Source organism: Candidatus Allofournierella merdavium, from assembly GCF_944382735.1.
In the GTDB taxonomy this organism is placed as follows: Bacteria; Bacillota; Clostridia; order Oscillospirales; family Ruminococcaceae; genus Allofournierella_A; species Allofournierella_A merdavium.
In genome coordinates this window covers 1-20,341 of sequence record NZ_CALWND010000019.1, presented here as the reverse complement: position 1 = coordinate 20,341, position 20,341 = coordinate 1, and the positions used below count along the sequence as shown (strand labels likewise).

The following is a 20,341-nucleotide window of genomic DNA, read 5'->3' as shown; positions in this document are numbered from 1 at the left end:
TTGCGGTTGTAGTGGCCGCTGCGGTAGCCTTGTCGCTGCTCATTGCGCTCATACCGAGCAGCCTGGGTCAATTTCTCTGCTTCGGCCTATAGCAATTCGTTGAGCGTTTCCTCTACGCTACCTCGCACAAGTTCCTTGAGTTCGTTCTTGATTACGGCCTCGTTTAGTTGTACAATTTTCTCGGACATGGTTTGCTGTCTCCTTTCGAATGGTGGTGTCGCAACTTCATTCTACCAGAGATCTGCAAACCATGTCTTTTTTATTTTTGCGAAACTTATTGTACCTTATCAACGACGGGCGCACCGCTTTTGCGGTGCGCCCGTCGTTTTGTATGACGTATTTATTTCGTCTCCTTGGCGAAGTTATCAAAATACCCCTGGATGAGGATGATGGGGGTGCCCTTGTCGCCGGAGCCGCTGGTCAGGTCGCACAGGCTGCCGATCAGGTCGGTGAGGCGGCGGGGGGTGGTGCCCTGGCTGGCCATCTGGCCTTTGAGGTCGGCGTCCTTGTGGGTGATGCTCTCCTTGATGGCCGCGGTCAGCGCATCGCCCGAGAGGTGAGCAAAGTCGTTGTCCGCCAGGTACTTCAGCTTCAGCTCGTTGGGCTGCCCGTGGAGGCCGGCGGTGTAGGCGGGGCTCACCACCGGGTCCGCCAGCTCCCAGATCTTGCCCACGGGGTCCTTGAAGGCGCCGTCGCCATAGACCATCGCCTCGATCTGCTTGCCGGTGGCGTCCCGCAGGCTGGCCGCCAGCCGGGCCACAAAGGTCTCGCAGTCCCGGGGGAAGAGCTTGACGCTCTCCTCGGTGGCCTTGTTGGAGCCCAGCAGGCCGAACCGCTCGTTGCAGCCGCTGCCGTTCACCGGGGCGTTGAGGATGTCGCTGAGCAGCAGCACCTTCTCCGCGCCCGCCGCTTCCAGGCGGCGCTTGGAGCGGAAACGGGTGTGGATGTCGCAGCACAGAACATTCTTGGTGTAGGGCAGGATGGCCCGCACGTCGTTGGCGAAGATGAACTCCACCTCGCAGCCCTGGCTGCGGAACAATTCGCCGTAATACTCCACATAGTCCACGCCGGTGAAGGGGTGCTTCTGGTAGCCGAACAGCTCCCGATACTTCTCCTCGGTCAGCACATCCCGCCAGGGGTCTACGCCCTTTTCATCCAGAAGGTCCTCGTCAAACAGGTGGTTGCCCACCTCGTCCGAAGGGTAACTCATCAGGATGTAGGCCTTCTTGAAGGCCCGGGCGATGCCCTTCAGGCAGATGGCGATGCGGTTGCGGCTGAGGATGGGGAAGGTCAGGCCGATGGTATCGGCGCCGAATTTGGCGGCGCAGTCGGCCGCGATGGCGTCGATGGAGGCATAGTTGCCCTGGCTGCGGGCCACCACGGCCTCGGTCACCGCGACGATGTCCCGGTCCTGGAATTCGATGTTCTGCTCCTCGCCGCAGGCGAGGATGGCGTCGGTGACGATCTTTACCAGGTCGTCGCCCTCACGGATGACGGGGCAGCGCACGCCGCGCGATGTTGTGCCGACAGTTCTCATGGCTGAATGCTCCTTTTCTTCCCGTTTTGACAGTCGATTTGCCACGCAAAAGAGGCTGATTCTCATTATAAAGGATTTATAGGGTGAAGTAAAGCGGCGGCACGCCCGACAGCGGAAAAAGCAGAGCGTTCCGAAATGAAATATAAAAAGCAGGTAAAATCACGGCTTGCGTCGGAACTTTTTTGTGCTATGATAATACACGGACAAAAAACGAATGGCAGCACATGGCTGCAACGGTGCGGAAAGAAGGAAAACCAGTGGCAAGACAATATGAGATGAATATGACCAGCGGCCCGCTGTTTGGCAAGATCGTGACGTTTGCGTTCCCCTTGATGTGTTCCGGCGTGCTGCAACTGCTGTTCAACGCGGCGGACATCATTGTGGTGGGGCGCTATACCGGCCACACGGCGCTGGCGGCGGTGGGTTCCACCTCGGCGCTCATCAACCTGATCGTCAACCTGTTCGTGGGCCTGTCGGTGGGCGCCAACGTGCTCATTGCCCGCTGCTGCGGCGCGGGGCAGATGGAAGCGGTGCACAAAGGCGTGCACACGGCCATGCTCACGGCGGTGGTGGGCGGTGTGGTGCTGATCTTTGTGGGCGTCGCGGCCTCCCGTCCGATGCTTACCCTGATGGGCACCCCCGAGGACGTGATCGACCAGGCCACCCTCTATCTGCGCATCTACTTTGTGGGCGCGCCCAGCCTGCTGGTCTACAACTTCGGCGCCGCCATCCTGCGGGCGGTGGGCGACACCCGTCGGCCGCTCTACTTTCTCACCCTGGCGGGCATCATCAATGTGATCCTCAACCTGGTGTTTGTGATCGTGTTTTCGCTGGGCGTGGCGGGCGTGGCCCTGGCCACCATCATCAGCCAGACCGTCTCGGCCTACCTGATCGTGGTGTGCCTGCAGCACAACGCCGGCGCGTTCCGGCTGGTGCTGCGCGAACTTCACATCGACCCCGAACAGTTCCGGGAGATCCTGCGCATCGGTGTGCCTGCCGGCGTGCAGGGCATGGTGTTCAGCCTTTCCAACGTGCTGATCCAGTCCTCGGTGAACAGCTTTGGCTCCTCGGTGATGGCGGGCAACACCGCGGCATCCAACATCGAGGGCTTTGTCTACACCTGCATGAACGCGGTGTCCCAGACGTCCATGAGTTTTGTCAGTCAGAACGTGGGCGCGCGCAGTTTTCAGCGGGTGGATCAGGTGGTGCTGCGCTGTATGATGCTGGAAGCGGCGGTGGGTATCACCCTGGGGGGCAGCGCCTACCTGCTGGGCCACTGGCTGCTGGCGATCTACACTCCGGACGCCCAGGTCATCACCTACGGGCTCTACCGCATGAGCGTGGTCTGCACCACCTATTTCCTCTGCGGATTCATGGACTGCCTGGCCTGCAGCGTTCGGGGCCTGGGCTCTTCGGTGGTGCCCATGGTGGTGTCCATCCTGGGCGCCTGCGGGCTGCGGATCGTCTGGGTCATGACCCTCTTCCAGTGGGAACACACCCAGCTGTGCCTGTACATCTCCTACCCGGTGTCCTGGGCGCTCACCGCCTGCGTGCATCTGATCTGCTACTTTATCATGCGCAAGAAGGTGCAGGCGGCTAACTCTGAGGTGACCGCCGCCCCGGCGACCTGACCCAAAACTGCAAGAAGAAAGCAGCCCCCGGCCAACCGGCCGGGGGCTGCTTTTTGAATGGAAGGGGAATATCACTCGCCGATCTTGACCTCCACGCCGTTCACCTCCACGCCCTCCTCGGCGCGGATGAGGATGTAGCGCACCCCGTCGATGATGCGGGTCTCGACCAGATCGCCCCGCTCGGGGTTCACCTGGATGGTCACGTCGGGACAGCGCAGCTCCAGGTGCTTTGTGTCCACCAGGTTCTTGGGTGGCAGCGCCGCTTCAGGGCCGAAATCCTCCTCAAAGCGCTGGCCGAAGGCCTCCACCCGGTTTTCCTCCACGCCGCACTCCTCCAGCACGCGGACGGCGGCGTGTCTGTCCAGCAGAAGGGGCTGGGGCTCGCCGCTCTCCTTGTGCTCGGCGATCATGCTGCACAGCTGCTCCTGCACCGACTGCACCACCTGGCAGCTGCAGGCCTCTCCCAGGCTTTCGGCCAGGATGGCGTCGAAGGTCTCCTTCTGGGCCGCCGCCGGCATGGGCAGCGGGGCGGCGAAGATGCGGTCGGTGAAGGCGGTGTGGCTGTGGGTGGTGTCCCGGGTATAGTAGAGCGCGCCGTAGAGGTTGGTGGAGCGGTCGTCGAAGGCGGGAAAGAGGAACCCCATCTCCGGCGGGGCCACCAGCCAGTCGATGTCCCGGTTGCGGAAGGCGTTCTCCACCACGAAATAGCTCAGGGCGGGCTTGGTCATCTTCACCGGGCAGACGCTGCACAGGATGCCGGTGTACACCTCTTCGCTGCCGTCCTCAAAGCGCTGGCCGTCCTTTGCGAAGCCGGGCACGTCGTAGGCGTCGCAGGTGAGCAGGATGAGATAGTTGCCTTCCACATCCAGCGTCTCGATGGCCCGGGCATAAAACTCCTCCCGGGCGGCCTCGTCCTGCAGCTTTGAATCCCGCAGGGCCATCAGCAGGGCGTGTTCGTCGCCCGCCTGGCCCGCCACCTGGGCGGTGGAAAAGGTGATGTCGATGAGGTTTTTGCCCAACGTACCCGACAGGGTGCGGCGCAACAGGGCCAGGAATTTGTCCGTTTCCTCCTGGCCGGAGAGGGTCAGCGACTGGTCGAAGCGGGCCACGATCTGCCGCTCTTCGTTCACATAGCAGCCAACCACATGGGCGATGTTGGTTTTTCCCTGGCGGTAGCGCCGGCGGATCTCGGCGATCTCTTTTTCGTTCATGTCTCGGTATTCCTTTCTTGTGCGGGCGCAGGGCCCGTGGTCATTGGCGGGATGTGGCCAGAGATTCCTCCAGCAATGAGAACAGACGCCTGAGGGTGGGAGTGAGGGCGCCGGTGCGGTACAGGGCGCCGAAGGAGAGGAACTCGAACTCCGGCAGGCGGATGTAGCGCAGATTCGGCAGCCGCGCTCCCGGCAGATCCGGCAGCACGGTGAAGGCATAGCCGGACTCCACCAGCGTGCAGGCGATCTCCAGACTGTCACAGAAGAGCATCCGTTCCGGCCCGCGGCCCGCCAGCACATGACTGAGAACCGCCGAGAAGGGGGGCGAGTAGAGGGGCAGCGGACAGCTGGCCACCCGCCCGCCCAGCCGGCCCAGCTGTTCCAGAGTCAGCTGTTCGTACTGCGCCAGGGGGTCATCGGGCGCGCAGACGCACACCACCGGACAGTCCGCCAGGGCCCGCCGGCTCACCTTGGGCCCCGCCTCCTGCTGCGTGGTGAAGATGGCCTGCACATCCTCATCTTCCAAAAGGTTCTCCAGCGCTGCGGAAGGTACCTGTCGCAGCACCGGCAGCAGTTGCGGCTCCTCCAGGCGCAGTTTCGCCAGCGGCTGCTGCAGCGCCCGCAGCGCCAGAAAGTTGCGGCAGCCCAGCCCCAGACGCTGGGGCAGCGCCTCCCGCCACTGGCGCATCCGCGCCCGGGACAGCCCCGCCAGCTTGAGCATCTCCTGGGCGTACTGGCCGAACTGGTGGCCCGCCTGGGTCAGCCGCACGCTCTTGCTGGTGCGGTGAAACAGCTTGACCTCCAGTTCCGCCTCCAGGGCGTTGATCTGGTGGCTCACCGCCGGTTGGGTGATGTGCAGCTGCTGGGCCGCACGGGAAAAGTTCAGATAGTTTGCCACCGCCAGAAAACATTCCAGCTGTGTCGTATTCAACAAAAACCCCTCCCCGCTTTCGCGCAGTTTTGTTATATGCGTTAATGCGATAAATGTTCTTTATAGATAATAACACATTTGAATTTCACATACAAGAGAGGCTGTGTTATAAATGATAAAGCGATGAACAGTTTTCACCTTAACGATTTCCGGAAAGAGGCGACGAGCGATGAGGCCGCACCACAGGACCCTGGTGCTGGAAAACCGGCAGATCAGTATTCGCATGGAACAGATGACCGATCAGATGGTGGGGCGCACGGGGCTGTCCGCAGCCCAGGCACACCTGCTGCTATACATTCTGTGCCATGCCGACGAGGGCATCTCTCTCACCGATATCCACCGGGAATTCGGCTACTCCATGGCGGCGCTGAGCAACATCCTCAAACGGCTGCGGGGGGGCGGCTATGTGCGCGCCGAGACCAGCCAGCGGGATAACCGGCGCAAGCGGCTGTATGGGACCGAGAAGGCGCTTGCGGCCCGAAGCGAACTGGAACAGGCGCTGCGGGAGAGTTGCGAGGCGGTGTATCGCGGATTCAGCGAGGAGGAACTGTGCCAGCTGGAGGCGCTGCAAAAGCGTATGCTGGAAAACCTGGTGGCCCCGGCGGGGGCTCCGGAAACGATCCGAAGGGAGTGGAGAAAATGAAGCAAGTTTTCAAGCAGCTCAAGCAATACAAAAAGCCCGCCTTCCAGTGCATCCTGATGGCCGCGCTGGAAGTGGTGATGGAGATCCTGCTGCCGTTCGTCACCGCGCACATCGTGGACGAAGGGCTGGATGCGGGGAATTTGTCGGTGGTCTACCGTTACGGCGGCGTGATGGTGGTGCTGGCGTTCCTGAGCCTGGTGTTCGGCGCGGCGGCGGGGCGCTACGCCGCGACGGCCGCCTCCGGACTGGGGGCCAATCTGCGCCAGGGCCTGTATGATACCATCCAGACCTTTTCCTTCTCCAACATCGACAAGTTCAGCGTTCCTGGCCTGGTCACCCGTATGACCACCGACGTGACCAACATTCAGAACGCCTTTATGATGATCATCCGCATCGCGGTGCGCGCGCCGCTGATGTTCATCTTCAGTTTTGCCATGTGTGTGTACATCAGCCCGCGGCTTTCCGCCACCTTCCTCATTGCGGTGGTGTTCCTGGTGGTGGTGATCGGCACCATCATGGTGGTCACCCTGCGCATCTTCGACCGGGTGTTCCGCAAGTACGACGATCTGAACGCCAGCGTACAGGAGAACGTCTCCGCCATCCGCGTGGTAAAGGCGTTTGTGCGGGAAAACTACGAGAACGAGAAATTCTCCCGCGCGTCGGAGAACATCCGCAAAATGTTCGTCAAGGCCGAGGGCCTGCTGGCTTTCAACAACCCGGCCATGATGATCGCTGTCTATTTCTGTATCATCATGGTGAGCTGGCTGGGCGCCCAGTTCATCGTGGCGGGGGATCTCTCCGCCGGTGACCTGACCAGCCTGTTCAGCTACATCATGTCGCTGCTGATGAGCCTGATGATGCTCTCCATGGTGGTGGTGATGATCTCCATCTCCCTGGCCAGCATTCACCGTGTGGGCGAGGTGCTGCGGGAGACCCCCGACCTGAAGGAGCCGGAGAACCCGGTGGAGACCATCCGGGACGGCAGCATCGACTTCGACCATGTGAACTTCTCTTACAAGCACGGCAGCGGCAAGAACGCTTTGTCCGACATCGACCTGCACATCCATTCCGGCGAGACCATTGGCGTCATCGGCGGCACCGGCTGCGGCAAGAGCAGCCTGGTGAACCTGATCTGCCGGCTGTACGACGTGGACGAGGGCTGCGTCAAGGTGGGCGGCGTGGACGTGCGCAACTACGACATGGAGGCCCTGCGCAACCAGGTGGCCGTGGTGCTGCAGAAGAACACCCTGTTTTCCGGCACCATCCTGGACAATCTGCGCTGGGGCGACCCCAACGCCACCGAGGCCGAGTGCATCGCCGCCTGCAAGGCAGCTTGCGCCGATGAGTTCATCGACCGGATGCCCGACGGCTACAACACCCGCATCGAGCGGGGCGGCGCCAACGTGTCCGGCGGCCAGAAGCAGCGGCTTTGCATCGCCCGGGCGCTGCTGAAAAAGCCCAAGGTGCTGATCCTGGACGACTCCACCAGCGCGGTGGACACCGCCACCGACGCCAAGATCCGGGCGGCCTTCGCCAAACGGATCCCCGGCACCACCAAGATCATCATTGCCCAGCGGGTGTCCAGCGTGGAGCACGCCGACCGCATCCTGGTGCTGGACAACGGGCGCATCGACGCCTTTGACACCCATGAGAACCTGCTGAAGTCCAACGCCATCTACCAGGAGATCTACGAGTCCCAGGTCAAGGGCGGCGGCGATTTCGACCAGCCGGCGTGAAAGGAGGGCAAGAGAATATGAATCCCAGAATGCAACGTCCCGCGGACCCCACCGCGGTGCTCAAGCGGGTCATCCGCTATATGCTCCATTACTACAAGGTGCCCTTCGCGCTGGTGGTGCTGTGCATCATCATCAACGCGGTGGCCAGCGTGGTGGCGGCCACCTTCCCCCAGACCCTGGTGGACGATTACATCACCCCCATGGTCGCCAGCGGCTCCACCGATTTCAGCGGTCTGGCCGCCCAGATCCTGCGGCTGATCGGCGTCATGGGCCTGGGCGTGGTGGCGGCCTTTACCTACAACCGCATCATGGTGAGTGTGGGGCAGGGCACCATGTGCCACCTGCGCAACGACTTGTTTCACAACATGGAAGCGCTGCCCATCAAGTACTTTGACACACACGCCCACGGCGATATCATGTCGGTGTACACCAACGATGTGGACACCCTGCGTCAGATGCTGGGCCAGGCTACGCCCCAGATCATCAACTCCACCATCACCATGGCCGCCACGCTGGTGACCATGATCGTCATCAACCCGGCGCTCACCGTCATCTCCATCCTCACCGCTGTGGTCATGTTCACAGTCACTGCCAACTTCTCCAAGCTGTCCGGCAAGTACTATGTGCGCCAGCAGCGGGACCTGGGCGCGGTGGACGGCTTCATCGAGGAGATGCTGGATGGTCAGAAGGTGGTCAAGGTGTTCTGCCATGAGGAGGCCGCCAAGGCGGACTTCCGCAAGGTGAACGAGGAGCTGCGCCAAAGCGCGAATCTGGCCAACCGTTACGCCAACCTGCTGATGCCCATCAACGCCAACATCGGCTGGCTGAGTTACGCCCTGGTGGCCATCGTGGGCGCGGTGCTGGGCATCAACGGCCTGGCGGGGGTCACCCTGGGCACCGTCATCACCTTTGTGGGCCTGAACAAGAGCTTCACCCAGCCCATCACCCAGGTGAGCCAGCAGGTGAACTTTGTGGTCACCGCCGCCGCCGGCGCCCAGCGTGTGTTCGACCTGATGGACCAGAAGCACGAGACCGACGAGGGCTATGTGGAACTGGTGAACGCCAAAGAGAACGCCGCCGGCCAGCTGGAGGAGGTGCCTGAGCGCACGAATGTGTGGGCCTGGAAACATCCCCACCACGACGGCACCGTCACCTACACCAGGCTGGAGGGCAGCGTGGTGTTCGAGGACGTGGACTTCGGCTACGACGAGAAAAAGCTGGTGCTCCACGATGTGAGCCTGTGGGCAAAGCCCGGCCAGAAGATCGCCTTTGTGGGCGCCACCGGCGCGGGTAAGACCACCATCACCAACCTGATCAACCGTTTCTACGACATCGCCGACGGCAAGATCCGCTACGACGGCATCAACATCGGCAAGATCAAAAAGCCTGACCTGCGCCGTTCTCTGGGCATCGTGCTGCAGGACACCCACCTGTTCACCGGCACCGTGATGGACAACATCCGCTACGGCAACCTGGACGCCACCGACGAGGAGTGCATGGCCGCGGCAAAGCTTGCCAACGCCGACGGCTTCATCCGCCGCCTGCCCGACGGCTATCAGACCATGCTCACCGGCGACGGCGCGAACCTCTCCCAGGGCCAGCGGCAGCTGCTGGCCATCGCCCGGGCGGCCGTGGCCGACCCGCCGGTGTTGATCCTGGACGAGGCCACCTCCTCCATCGACACCCGCACCGAGGCGCTGGTGCAGAGCGGTATGGACGCCTTGATGTACGGGCGCACCACCTTCGTGATCGCCCATCGGCTGTCCACCGTGCGCAACGCCGACTGCATCATGGTGCTGGAGCAGGGCCGCATCATCGAGCGGGGCACCCACGACGAACTCATCGAGAAAAAGGGCAAGTATTACCAGCTCTACACCGGCAACTTTGCCGAGGAGCCGGCGTGACCCCAGACACAAACAAGCGCGCCCCCGCCCGGCGAAAAGCCGGGCGGGGGCGCTGTCTTTTATCCCTTATGCCAGCCGGTGACGCTCCAGCCAGGGGGTGAGGGTGGGTTTGCCCGCGCGGATGCGCTTTGCCCGCGCCGTGAACACGACCAGCGTCAGCAGGGTGAACACCGCGGCCCACACCGCCAGATACACGGCGCAGCCGGTCACGTCCTGCCCGGCGCAGATGGCGCTGCGGAAGGCCTTGACGGTGTAGGTGAAGGGCACCCAATCGTACAGGTACTTCACAAAGGAGCCGGAAATTTCCAGCGGGTAGGTGCCCACCGAGCCGGCCAGCTGCACCACCATGAACACCAGCATCAAAAAGCTGCCGATGCGGCCCAGCAGGCTGGTGAAGAAGTACATCACCGACATGAAGGTGACCGCCGCCAGGCAGGCGATGAGCAGGGCCTGCCCCATCCGGGCGGGGGAGAAGCCGTCCAGCGCGTGCAGCGCGCCCACCATCACCACCGCCTGCAAGATCGCCACCGGGTAGAGCACCGACGCCTTGCTCAGCCACCAGGCCGCGCCGCTCTTCATCTCGCCCTGGTACTCGGTGAGGGGGTACATCAGGCTGAAAGCGATGCATCCCACCCACAGCGCCACCGACATCATGTAGGGCGCCATGGCGTGACCGTTGTTGGGCACATCGGTGAGTTGGGTCTCGTCGGCGCTCACCGGGGCGGCGATCATCTCGGCCACTTCATCGCCGGTGTTGGTCTCGGCGATCTGCTGCGCTCCGTCCGAAAGGGATGCGCCCAGTGTGGCGGAGCCCTCCCGCAGCTGACCGAGGCCGTCGGTCAGTTCGCCGCTGCCCTCATAGAGTTTGGACGCGCCGTCCCCGATTTGGGCTGCGCCATCGGCCAGGGCCGCGGCGCCGCTGTTCAGCGCGGCGCTGTTCTTCTGCAATTCGCCGGTGCCGCTTGCCAGCTGCCCGGCGCCCTGCTGCAGGTCGCCGGCGCCGGTCTGCAGCCGGGTCAGCCCGTCGGTGAGGGCGGGCAGTTTGGCGGAGAGGTCGCCCAGGCCGGTCTGCAGCGCCGCGCTGCCCCCGGCCAGCTGGGCCAGGCCGCCGCTCAGGTCCTGCGCGCCCTGGCGCACCACACTGGTGCCCTCCTGCTGCAGCTTCTGGCCTCCCTGGGCGGCCTGGTCGATGCCCTGGGCCAGCAGCGGCGCCTGCTGGGCGAGGGTGGCGGTACCCTGCTGCAGGGTGGTGAGCCCGCCGGTCAATTCCGCGGATCGGCCTGCCATCTGGCCGAGCCCGTCGGCCAGCGTGGGCAGCCCCATGGCCGGGTCCACCAGGGCGGCGGCCCCGGCGGCGGACGTATCCACCCCGGCGGTGTATTCGCCGATGCCCGCCTGCAGCGCCGCAGCGCTCTGCTGCAGCTGGCTCAGGGCCTCCGGGGGGATGGTGCCCCCCTGCGTCGCCAGCGCCGTGATGCTTTGGACCAGCGCGGCCGCCCCGTCGTTCAGCGCGGCGGACTTGCCGGCCAGCGCCTGCAGGCCGTCGTTCAGCTGCACCGCGCCGTCCCGGGCGGTGTTCGCCCCGGCCGAGGCGGTCTGCAATCCGCTTTGCAGTTCGGTGGCGCCGGCAAGGGCCTGCTGGGCCCCGGCGTCCAGCGCCGCCGCGCTGTCGGGCAGGCCGGCGGTCTGGGTCTGAAGCTGGGCAAGGCCACCGTTCAGTTCGGTGAGTTTGTCGTCCACCTGGGCCGCCCCGGCGGCCAGCGTATCGCCGCCGGACTTGGCGCTGTCCACGCCGCTGGCCAGATCCTGCACGCCCTGGCTCAGTTTGCCCGCCCCCTCTGTCAATGCGGGGGCCGCCTGGCCCAGCTGCCCCGCGCCCTGGGCCAGCTGGTCGGCGCCGTCCTTCAGTTTGGCCGCGCCCTGGGCCGCCGCGTCCACCCCGGCGGTGTACTGGGCCAGCCCTTCGGTGAGCTGGGTGCTGCCGCTGCGGAAGGTGAGGGTGCTGTCCGCCAGAAGTTTGAGGTTGTCCCGGATGGTCTGGCCGCCCTGGGCCAGATCCTCCGCGCCCTCTTCCAGTTTTGCCGCCCCGTCGGCACCCTCCTGCAGCCCGTCGCCGATGTCCGCCAGCTGCTCCAGCATGGTCTCGGCGTAGGTCCGGGTCACCTCCTGGCGCACCTGGGCTTCGATCTTGGCCATGGCGCTCTCCCCCAGTTTGGAGGCGATGTAGTTGGTGCCGGGATTGGTCTCATAGGCCAGCTGCATCTGCCGGGGCGAGGCGTCGGTGACGGTGGCCGCACTGGCCGAAAAATCTTTGGGAATGGTGATGACCATGTAGTAGGTCCCGTCGGCCAGGCCCTGCTGCGCGGCCTGACTGTCCACAAAGTGAAAGTCGAGGGAGCCGTCCTCCCGCAGATTGTCCGCCAGTTCGCTGCCGATGGCCAGCGTCTCTCCCCGGTACTCCACCGGTTCGTCCTCGTTCACCACCGCCACCGGCAGGTGTTCCACGCTGCCGTAGGGGTCCCACATGGACCCGAGAAACAGCGTGGTGTAGATGGTGGGGATGGCCACCACCGCCGCCATCACCACCAGCATGATCCAATTGCTCCGCAGAGCATTCCATTCGTTCTTCAACATGGTTTGAAATTCCGCACCCTTTCCCCGCGACGTTAAAAGCGACACGAAGTTGATTTTTCATCGCGGTATTGCTTTTTCTGCGAAGAGAATTATACTGAAAGGGGGAAAAACAAACAACCGTTGATTTTTAGCCGAAATGATGTTTAATAGACATAATGACGAAAAACTGTTGAACATTCAAAAAAGATTTACAATTCGCCCGGCGGGCGAACAAGGAGAGGCCATGGACGAGACAAAGGACCGGCGCATCCGGCGCACCCGCCGGCAGATACGGCGGGCGCTGGCGCAGCTGATGCAGCAAAAGAGCGCCAGCGAGGTGACGGTGAAGGAGTTGGTGGATCTGGCGGACATCAACCGCTCCACCTTCTACCTGCATTACAGCGATATCTTCGATCTGCTGGGCGCGGTGGAGGAGGAGTTGTTCCGTGAGATACGGGCGGCGGTGGACGCTCACCCGGTGAGCGCTTTTGAGCAGGAGGGTCTGGCCTTCATCGAGGAGGTCTTCTCGATCCTCTACGAAAACCGGGAGATCTGCGCCGCCCTGGTGGGCCCCCACGGGGACATGGCCTTCCTCCACCGCATCGAGCGGATGATGGCGGAGAACGTGCTGCCCCAGCTGCAGGAGAATTTTCCCGACCGGCGCAGCAGCATCGACTACGGCTATGCCTTTTGCACCACCGGCGCGGTGGGCCTCATCAAGCACTGGCTGGCGGCCGGGTGCGCCGAGCCGCCCCGGGAGATGGCGCAGCAGACCTACCGGATGATCCACAACATGATGACCCTGGGCCTGGGTCATCCCGACCGGAGCTGACCGGCAGGAAAAACGCCCCCCATCGCCGCAAACAGCGGCGATGGGGGGCGTTTGCTGCGCTTGCCGGGAAGGGGATCACTCGGCGCGCGCCATGGCCTGACGGAAATCGGACGTATCGGTGAAGATCTCGTTCTTGTAGGGATTCTTTTTCTGCTGCACGGCGCGCTTGATAATAATGGCCAGCACGATGACGTTGGCGGCCAGCGCCAGAACGGCGATCACGCCCTGCATGGTGGGGTCGGCGGCGGTGGGCCGCACGGTGGGATCCATCACCCCGTCGGCATACAGCACCGGGATGGTGCTGAAGACGCTGGCGTCCTGGAAGAGGGGGAACACCTGGGCGAACATGCACCACAGCGCCAGGGTGTTGGCCCGGTTCTGGATCCAGCCGCCCTTGTTCCACAGCGCGTTGGCAAAGGTGGGGGCCAGCAGCAGGGCCAGGCCGCAGTACCAGGCGTGGGTGGGCAGGTTATTGTAGGTGTATTCGAAGTTCCACAGGTCGTAGGCGATGATGTACAGCACGGTCATGTCCGGCCAGAGCATGTCGTCCCGCTTTTTGGAGGAGTAGATGCCCCACCAGCCGGTCATGCACAGGATGTTCAGGATGCCGGCGATGCCGTTTACCCAGTTCCACCAGCCGCCGTAGAGCCAGACGTTCTCGCTGGACAGCCACCACCGCTCGCCGGTGGCGGCCAGGGCCATGGCGCCCCGGATGCCGGACTCAAAGTCGCTGCCCACGGCGATGAGGATGTTGATGGCCACGATCACAAAGGGGAAGGCCTTGAACCAGTGGGTCTTGCCCACGCCCCACTTGTACTTGAGCATCATGAAGCCGATGCACCCGGCGGTGGCGGCGTAGAGCTTGGCGTAGTGGAACCAGCTGTTCATGTGGGTGTAGGTGGGGTTGGTCAGCGCCCATTCAGCCCCCATGGCCGCGCCCACATAGATGGAGATGAAATAGACGGTCAGCCCTGCGGGCAGGATGAGAAAGCAGAAGATGCCGCCCTGGGGCGTGCGGCGGGCCACCTCGTTGGCCAGAACCAGCCCCGCGAACACCAGCAGCCAGCCCAGCAGCTGCCAGCCGGCGGTATCCCCGTAGATTTGAAACAACATGATGATTCCTCCTTGTCTATATACGACATTAAATTACAAATTGGATTTTGGATTTTCGGTCAGAGGGGGCGGCTCGTCCGGCACCGCGATATCCCGGATGAGCATTTCATTGCCCTGCACCAGGTGGGTCTGCCCGCTGCCGCAGGCGGGGCAGGTGCGCCCGTGTTCCAGTGTGGCGTACACCTGGCCGCACGCTCCGCACAGGGTGCGGGCGGGGATGGCCTTGACCCGCAGTTCCGCGCCGGTGAGCATTTCCGAGCGGGCGGCGGCCCACTTCCAGCAGTCCTGGAGGTAGTCTCCCACCACGCCGGACACCTCGCCCAGCTCCAGCGTCACGGCCTTCACCCGCTGGACGCCGTGCTCCCGGCCGGCGGCCTCCACCGTCTTGATGATGTGGAATACGATGCCCAGTTCGTGCATGGCCCTCAGCCCTTCCTGCCGAATTTCAGCCGCAGGCCCCGCTTCACCATGTAGGGCAGGATGGCCTTGAACTTGTCCTCGGTGCGCACCATGGTGCTGCACGCGGGCAGGTCGCGGGAGAGGTGGATGGCGTCAAATTCGCACTTGGTGGTGCAGATGCCGCAGCCGATGCACTTGTTCGGGTCCACCACCGACGCGCCGCAGCCAAGGCAGCGGGCGGTCTCGGTCTTGACCTGTTCCTCGGTGAGGGTGCCGTGGGTGTCCCGGAAGGAGAGGCCCGGCGCGGGGGGCGCGGCCTCCTGGCGGGCGGCGTTGTCGTAACCGGCCAGCACCAGGTCGTCCTTGTCCAGCTGGATGAAGTCCCGCCGGTTGCGGCCGATGGTGAGGCTGGTGTCCGGCTGCACAAAGCGGTGGATGGACACCGCGCCCTCCTTGCCGGCGGCGATGGCCTCGATGGCAAAGCCGGGGCCGGTGTACACGTCGCCGCCCACGAACACATCCGGCTGGGCGGTCTGATAGGTGAGGGCGTCCGCCGCGGCGCGCCCGCCGCGGGCCAGCTCCACCTTGCTGCCCTGGAGCAGGTCACCCCAGAGAATGCTCTGGCCGATGCTCAGGAAGACCCGCTCGCAGGGCACCGTCACGGTGTCGGCCTCGTCGTACACCGGGGCAAAGCGGCCCTGGGCGTCGGTCACCGAGAGGCACCGCTTGAACACCACGCCGGTGACCTTTCCGTTCTCGGTGAGAATTTCCCTGGGGCCCCAGCCGCAGTTCACCCGCACCTGCTCGGCCTCGGCTTCGGCCACCTCCTCGGCGGTGGCGGGCATGGCCTGCCGGTCTTCCAGGCAGAACATGGAGACCTCCTCTGCGCCGCAGCGGCGGGCGGTGCGGGCCACGTCGATGGCCACGTTGCCGCCGCCGAGGACCACGGCGCGGCCGGTCACGGAGGTGTGCTCGTCCTCGGCCACCGCGTGCAGGAAATCCACGGCGGTCATCACGCCCGCGGCGTCCTCGCCGGGCACGCCCGCCTTCCGGCCGCCCTGGCAGCCGATGGCGACGTAAAAAGCCTTGTAGCCTTCGGCCCGCAGCTGGTCCAGGGTCACGTCCCTGCCCACCTCCACGCCGCAGCGGATGTCCACGCCCATGGCGCGGATGACGTCGATCTCCGCCGCCACCACGTCCTTCTCCAGCTTGTAGGAGGGGATGCCGTACACCAGCATGCCGCCGGGCCGGGCGTTCTTTTCAAACACAGTGGGCTTGTAGCCCTTTTCCGCCAGGTAGTAGGCACAGGACAGGCCCGCCGGCCCCGCGCCGATGATGGCGATCTTTTCGTCAAAGCCGCCCCGGTTGGTGGGGGCCACCACCGGCGGGATGTAGCGGGTGGCGGCGTCCAGGTCCTTCTGGGCGATGAACTTCTTCACCGCGTCGATGGCCACCGCCGCGTCCACATTGCCGCGGGTGCAGGCGTCTTCGCAGCGGCGGTTGCACACCCGGCCGCAGACGGCGGGGAAGGGGTTCTCCTTCTTGATGAGGGCCAGCGCCTCGGTGTAGCGCCCCTGGGCCGCCATCTTCAGGTAGCCCTGCACCGCGATGTGGGCGGGGCAGGCGGTCTTGCAGGGGGCGGTGCCGGTGTCGTGGCAGTTCACGCGGTTTTTGTCCCGGTAGTCCACCGTCCATTTCTCCGGGCCCCAGGGGGTCACCGCCGCATCCTCTATCCGGGGATACTCCACCGGGCCGTTTTTGGTGCACAGCTTCTGACCCAGCTTTACCGCGCCTGCCGGGCAGAACTCCACACAGCGGCCGCAGGCCACACAGTTCTCGGTGGTCACATGGGCCACATAGGCCGACCGGCCCAGGTTGGGGGTGTTGAACATCTGGCTCAGCCGCAAAGCGTTGCAGATGTTCACGTTGCAGTTGCAGATGGCGAAAATCTTGTTCTCGCCGTCGATGTTGGTGATCTGGTGCACAAAGCCGTTGTCCTCGGCCCGCTTTAAAATGCGCAGCACCTCGTCGTAGTCCACATAGCGGCCTTTTTTGGTCTCCACCAGATAGTCCGCCATGTCGCCCACGCCGATGCACCAGTCCTCCGGGTCGTCGCCGCAGCCCTCGCCCAGCTTCGCCCGGCTCATCCGGCAGCTGCAGGGGCTGGCGGCGTACTTGCCGTCGTACTTTTTCAGCCAGTGGCTGATGTGCTCGATGTCCACCGACTGATTCTCGGTCTCGATGGCCTTCTCCACCGGGATGACGTGCATGCCGATGCCCGCGCCGCCCGGCGGGATCATGGCGGGGATGTGCTCCAGGGGCAGAAAGGTCATCCGCTCGAAGAAGGCGGTCACCTCCGGATGCTCCTCGATCTGGTGCTTCTGCATATTGAAGAACTCGGCGCTGCCCGGCACGAACATGGGCAGCACATACTGCTTTTCGTGCCGCTCGTTCTCCCAGTTGTATTCCAGCAGGCCCACATAGCTCATCTGGTAGAGCAGCGGCTCCAGCTCCTCGGCGCTGCGGCCGGTGGCCTTCACCAGCTGGGGCAGCGTCATGGGCTTGCGCACCTCCATCTTGAGGGCCACGTCCGCCATCTCGTCGGTCACAAGGCCCGCCAGGCCCCAGTATTCCGGGTCGTCGCCGGTGACGCCCTTCAGCTTCGCGGGAATGCGGTCGGTGATCTTGCGCCCCAGCTTCAGAATCTTCTCCCGGGGCTGCTCGTCCCGGGGGATCTCAAAGGACAGTTTGCTCTCGTCCAGGGGGAAATGGGTCTCACTCATGGCCGTTCTCCTTTTTCGTTTCTTCGCCCCGCCAGGCGCGCACCTCCCGGCGCAGCCAGTCGTACCAGGCGTCCATTCCCTCGCCGGTGGCGGCGCAGATGGGGATGACCTGCGCCTTCGGGTTGCGCATCCGCACATATTCGGTGCATTTCGCAAGATCAAAGTTGAAATAGGGCAGCACGTCGATCTTGTTCACCAGCACCACGTCGCACACCTGGAACATCAGCGGGTACTTCAGGGGCTTGTCGTGGCCCTCCGGCACCGACAGGATCATGGCGTTCTTCGCCGCGCCGGTGTCAAATTCCGCCGGGCAGACCAGGTTGCCCACGTTCTCCAGAATGGCCAGTTCCACGTCGTCGAGGCCAAGGCCGTCCAGCCCCTGCCGGGTCATGCCCGCGTCCAGGTGGCACATTCCGCCGGTGTGCAGCTGGATGGACTTCGCACCCGCCGCCGCGATGGCACGGGCGTCCACGTCCGAGTCGATGTCCGCCTCCATCACGCCGATCTTGAACTCGCCCTTCAGCGCCGCGATGGTGCGGGTCAGGGTAGTGGTCTTGCCCGAGCCGGGGCTGGACATCAGGTTCAAAAGGAACACGCCCTTTTCCTTCAGCTCGGCCCGCAGCTGCGCCGCCTCCTGGTCGTTGGAGGCGAACACGCTCTGGCGGATCTCCAGGATTTTAAATGATTCCATTCTCTCACGCTCCAAGGGTCATAACATTGGCCCAATGTGGTCGGGCCAGCGAAAAAGCGCACAGGGCCTGATAAGCGCCGCTGCACGTTAAAAGAATAACATTCCCGGGAGAAAAGGTCAATGTGCCGGGAATTTTTCGCCTCTTTGTGCAAAAAAACTCCTTGGCCTTCGGCCTTTTGCATGGTAAAATAAGGGTGTGGTATCTGGTATGACCAATACGAGGAGGAACGAGCCGTGGAATTCGAGAAACTCTCCGCCCCCAGCCTGAAGGATCTGTTCGTAAAGCAGATACAGGGAATGATCCTCTCGGGGGAGCTGGCCGAGGGAGCGATGCTGCCTCCCGAGCGGGAACTGGCCCGTCAGATGCAGGTGAGCCGGGCGGTGGTGAACGGGGGCCTGGCGGAACTGGCGGCGCAAGGGTTTGTGGAGATACGCCCGCGGCAGGGCACCTGCGTGGCGAATTACCGGCGCAACGGCAACCTGAGCACCCTCATCGCCATCATGGAGTACAACGGCGGCACCCTGGGCCGGGAGGAGATACGCTCCATCCTGGAGGTGCGCCGTGCGCTGGAGCATCTGGCGGTGGGGCTCATCCTGCGCAACGCCACCGACCAGGACATGAGCCGCCTGGGGGACCATGTGGCGCGCATTGCCGGGGCCAAAACGCCCCAGCAGGCGGCGGAGCGGGCTTTTGAGTTCCAGCACGAACTGGCGCTCATCAGTGGCAACAGCATCCTGCCGCTGTTTTACTATTCCTTCCGGGCGCCGGTCATCATGCTGTGGGTGCGCTTTTGCCGCCGCTACGGCATCGAGGCCCTGTGCCGCAACACGGAACTGCTCTACACCCATCTGAAAAACCGGGACGAGGCGCAGCTGCGCCGCTGGATCGACAGCTACCTGGGCGAAGCCATTGAGGGCAGCCAGCAGGTGTACAGCGAGTGAGGCGCCGGGCGCCCGGAACGGCGGAATGAAAAGACGATTCAAAAAGAGGCCGGCGGGAACAGCTTTTGGCCTTCCCATTTTTTGCGCAAGGCGCTATAATAAGGAAAACAGAAGGAAAGCAGGGGAGAATGTTATGAATCAGGTGCTCGACGCCATCATCACCCGCCGCAGTGTGCGCAGCTACAAGCCGGACCCCATCCCCGAAGACGTGCTGGAACGCATTCTCACCGCAGGCCAGTACGCCGCCACCGGCATGAACCGCCAGAGCCCCATCATCCTGGCGGTCACCGACAAGGCCGTGCGGGACGAACTCTCGGCCATGAACGCGGCCATCATGGGCACCGACAAGGACCCTTTCTACGGCGCGCCGGTGGTGCTGGTGGTACTGGCCAGCAAGGCCGCCCCCACCTATGTGTACGACGGCAGCCTGGTGATGGGCAACCTGATGCTGGCCGCCCACGCCGAGGGCCTGGGCAGCTGCTGGATCCACCGGGCCAAGGAGGAGTTTGAGAGCGAGGAGGGCAAGGCCCTGCTGCGCAGGCTGGGCATTGACGGCGAATACGAGGGCATCGGCCACTGCATCCTGGGCTATGCCGCGGAGGAACCGAAGGCCGCCGCGCCCCGCAAGCAGGATTACGTCTACTGGCTGCGCTGAGGCGCGGCGCCGTATCCTGCACCCACTTTTGGCAAAAGGCGGAAAAATGTTGCCCAAGCAACAGAATGCCACCGCTTTTTTGCATAGAATATAGGCGTAGGCCCGCTTTATGGGCTGACTTGTGAAACGAAACAAAAAGGAGCGACGAACCATGAAGTATGTGTGCACCGTTTGCGGTTATATCTACGACGAGACCACCGGCGATCCCGACAACGGCATCGCCCCCGGCACTGTTTGGGCCGACGTGCCCGAGGACTTTGTCTGCCCCCTGTGCGGCGTGGGCAAGGATCAGTTCGAGCTGGAGCAGTAAACACCTGTAAACGGAAGGGGCGGGTGCCTTTTGGTGCCCGCCTCTTTCGCTTGGTGCCCGCCTCTTTCGCTTGGTGCCCGCCTCTTTCGCTTGCATGCTGCTTGATAGGCAAACGAGGCAACCCTGGCCCCGTCTGCTGGCTTTGCATGGGTGGAGGCGGAAAGGTTTCGGATAGATGAAAGAATTCCTGCGCCCCAAATTACGAAAAATATCTTGACAAACCGAAGTCTCTTGGCTATAATATTATTTGCCGCTGATAACCGGCGGCAATGTCCGGGTGTAGCGCAGTTTGGTAGCGCGCTTGAATGGGGTTCAAGAGGCCGTGAGTTCGACTCTCGCCACTCGGACCAACTAAGGTTGCTGAAAAAGATGCAACCCCTGAAACCCTTGCTGCGGCAAGGGTTTCAGCC

16 protein-coding genes, 1 tRNA gene and 1 pseudogene are annotated in these 20,341 nt (G+C 63.5%); 9 read left to right on the top strand and 9 right to left on the bottom strand.

Annotation, left to right across the window (positions count from 1 at the left end; all coding sequences use genetic code 11):
• Both ACH2A7_RS12170 and ACH2A7_RS12165 read right to left on the bottom strand, forming a co-directional pair.
• Positions 1-188 (bottom strand): annotated as a pseudogene (locus ACH2A7_RS12170) (transposase); the annotation flags it as partial.
• A gap of 152 nt (positions 189-340) precedes the next feature.
• The gene (locus tag ACH2A7_RS12165; RefSeq protein WP_394962204.1) at positions 341-1,537 is read right to left on the bottom strand and encodes a coenzyme F420-0:L-glutamate ligase; all 1,197 of its coding nucleotides are present in this window, start codon (positions 1,535-1,537) and stop codon (positions 341-343) included.
• 257 nt (positions 1,538-1,794) lie between these two features.
• Here ACH2A7_RS12165 and ACH2A7_RS12160 point away from each other — a divergent pair, with 257 nt between their 5' ends.
• Entirely contained in the window at positions 1,795-3,168 is a 1,374-nt protein-coding gene (locus tag ACH2A7_RS12160; protein WP_394962203.1) for an MATE family efflux transporter, read from the top strand.
• A gap of 71 nt (positions 3,169-3,239) precedes the next feature.
• Here ACH2A7_RS12160 and ACH2A7_RS12155 read toward each other — a convergent pair whose 3' ends face one another.
• Both ACH2A7_RS12155 and ACH2A7_RS12150 read right to left on the bottom strand, forming a co-directional pair.
• Positions 3,240-4,379, bottom strand: a complete 1,140-nt coding sequence (locus ACH2A7_RS12155) for a DUF4317 domain-containing protein (RefSeq protein WP_394962202.1) — start codon at positions 4,377-4,379, stop codon at positions 3,240-3,242.
• A 40-nt stretch (positions 4,380-4,419) separates the two neighbouring features.
• Positions 4,420-5,310, bottom strand: a complete 891-nt coding sequence (locus ACH2A7_RS12150; protein WP_394962201.1) for a LysR family transcriptional regulator — start codon at positions 5,308-5,310, stop codon at positions 4,420-4,422.
• 169 nt (positions 5,311-5,479) lie between these two features.
• Here ACH2A7_RS12150 and ACH2A7_RS12145 point away from each other — a divergent pair, with 169 nt between their 5' ends.
• Genes ACH2A7_RS12145 through ACH2A7_RS12135 form a run of 3 tightly spaced genes read left to right on the top strand, consistent with a single transcriptional unit; the run spans position 5,480 to position 9,593 of the window.
• Positions 5,480-5,953, top strand: a complete 474-nt coding sequence (locus ACH2A7_RS12145) for a MarR family winged helix-turn-helix transcriptional regulator (protein WP_394962200.1) — start codon at positions 5,480-5,482, stop codon at positions 5,951-5,953.
• Positions 5,950-7,689: an ABC transporter ATP-binding protein gene (locus ACH2A7_RS12140; RefSeq protein WP_394962199.1), complete on the top strand. Its 1,740-nt coding sequence runs from the start codon at positions 5,950-5,952 to the stop codon at positions 7,687-7,689. The genes ACH2A7_RS12145 and ACH2A7_RS12140 overlap by 4 nt, the downstream gene beginning before the upstream one ends.
• A 17-nt stretch (positions 7,690-7,706) precedes the next feature.
• Positions 7,707-9,593: an ABC transporter ATP-binding protein gene (locus ACH2A7_RS12135; protein WP_394962198.1), complete on the top strand. Its 1,887-nt coding sequence runs from the start codon at positions 7,707-7,709 to the stop codon at positions 9,591-9,593.
• Positions 9,594-9,659: 66 nt separating this feature from the next.
• Here the strand turns inward: ACH2A7_RS12135 and ACH2A7_RS12130 are convergent, their stop codons facing one another.
• Positions 9,660-12,227 (bottom strand): YhgE/Pip family protein, encoded by a 2,568-nt coding sequence (locus ACH2A7_RS12130; protein WP_394962197.1) that lies wholly within the window; start codon positions 12,225-12,227, stop codon positions 9,660-9,662.
• Between the two features lie 223 nt (positions 12,228-12,450).
• On the opposite strand from ACH2A7_RS12130, the gene ACH2A7_RS12125 reads away from it, so the two are divergent.
• Entirely contained in the window at positions 12,451-13,038 is a 588-nt protein-coding gene (locus ACH2A7_RS12125) for a TetR/AcrR family transcriptional regulator (RefSeq protein WP_394962196.1), read from the top strand.
• 75 nt (positions 13,039-13,113) lie between these two features.
• Here ACH2A7_RS12125 and ACH2A7_RS12120 read toward each other — a convergent pair whose 3' ends face one another.
• Genes ACH2A7_RS12120 through hypB form a run of 4 tightly spaced genes read right to left on the bottom strand, consistent with a single transcriptional unit; the run spans position 13,114 to position 18,024 of the window.
• The gene (locus ACH2A7_RS12120; RefSeq protein ID WP_394962195.1) at positions 13,114-14,151 is read right to left on the bottom strand and encodes a DUF5692 family protein; all 1,038 of its coding nucleotides are present in this window, start codon (positions 14,149-14,151) and stop codon (positions 13,114-13,116) included.
• 33 nt (positions 14,152-14,184) lie between these two features.
• Positions 14,185-14,571: a hydrogenase maturation nickel metallochaperone HypA gene (locus ACH2A7_RS12115; RefSeq protein WP_394962194.1), complete on the bottom strand. Its 387-nt coding sequence runs from the start codon at positions 14,569-14,571 to the stop codon at positions 14,185-14,187.
• A 5-nt stretch (positions 14,572-14,576) separates the two neighbouring features.
• A complete protein-coding gene (locus ACH2A7_RS12110) occupies positions 14,577-17,333 on the bottom strand; it encodes an FAD-dependent oxidoreductase (RefSeq protein ID WP_394962193.1) in 2,757 nt (918 codons plus the stop codon).
• The gene (gene hypB / locus ACH2A7_RS12105) at positions 17,326-18,024 is read right to left on the bottom strand and encodes a hydrogenase nickel incorporation protein HypB (RefSeq protein WP_394962191.1); all 699 of its coding nucleotides are present in this window, start codon (positions 18,022-18,024) and stop codon (positions 17,326-17,328) included. The genes ACH2A7_RS12110 and hypB overlap by 8 nt, the downstream gene beginning before the upstream one ends.
• A 234-nt stretch (positions 18,025-18,258) precedes the next feature.
• Here hypB and ACH2A7_RS12100 point away from each other — a divergent pair, with 234 nt between their 5' ends.
• The 4 genes from ACH2A7_RS12100 (at position 18,259) to ACH2A7_RS12085 (ending at position 20,281) form a co-directional block, all read left to right on the top strand.
• Entirely contained in the window at positions 18,259-18,966 is a 708-nt protein-coding gene (locus ACH2A7_RS12100) for a FadR/GntR family transcriptional regulator (protein ID WP_394962190.1), read from the top strand.
• Between the two features lie 133 nt (positions 18,967-19,099).
• The gene (locus ACH2A7_RS12095) at positions 19,100-19,621 is read left to right on the top strand and encodes a nitroreductase (protein ID WP_394962189.1); all 522 of its coding nucleotides are present in this window, start codon (positions 19,100-19,102) and stop codon (positions 19,619-19,621) included.
• Positions 19,622-19,772: 151 nt separating this feature from the next.
• Entirely contained in the window at positions 19,773-19,931 is a 159-nt protein-coding gene (rd, locus tag ACH2A7_RS12090) for a rubredoxin (RefSeq protein WP_394962188.1), read from the top strand.
• Positions 19,932-20,204: 273 nt separating this feature from the next.
• Positions 20,205-20,281 (top strand) — tRNA-Pro (locus ACH2A7_RS12085).
• Positions 20,282-20,341 lie beyond the last annotated feature (60 nt).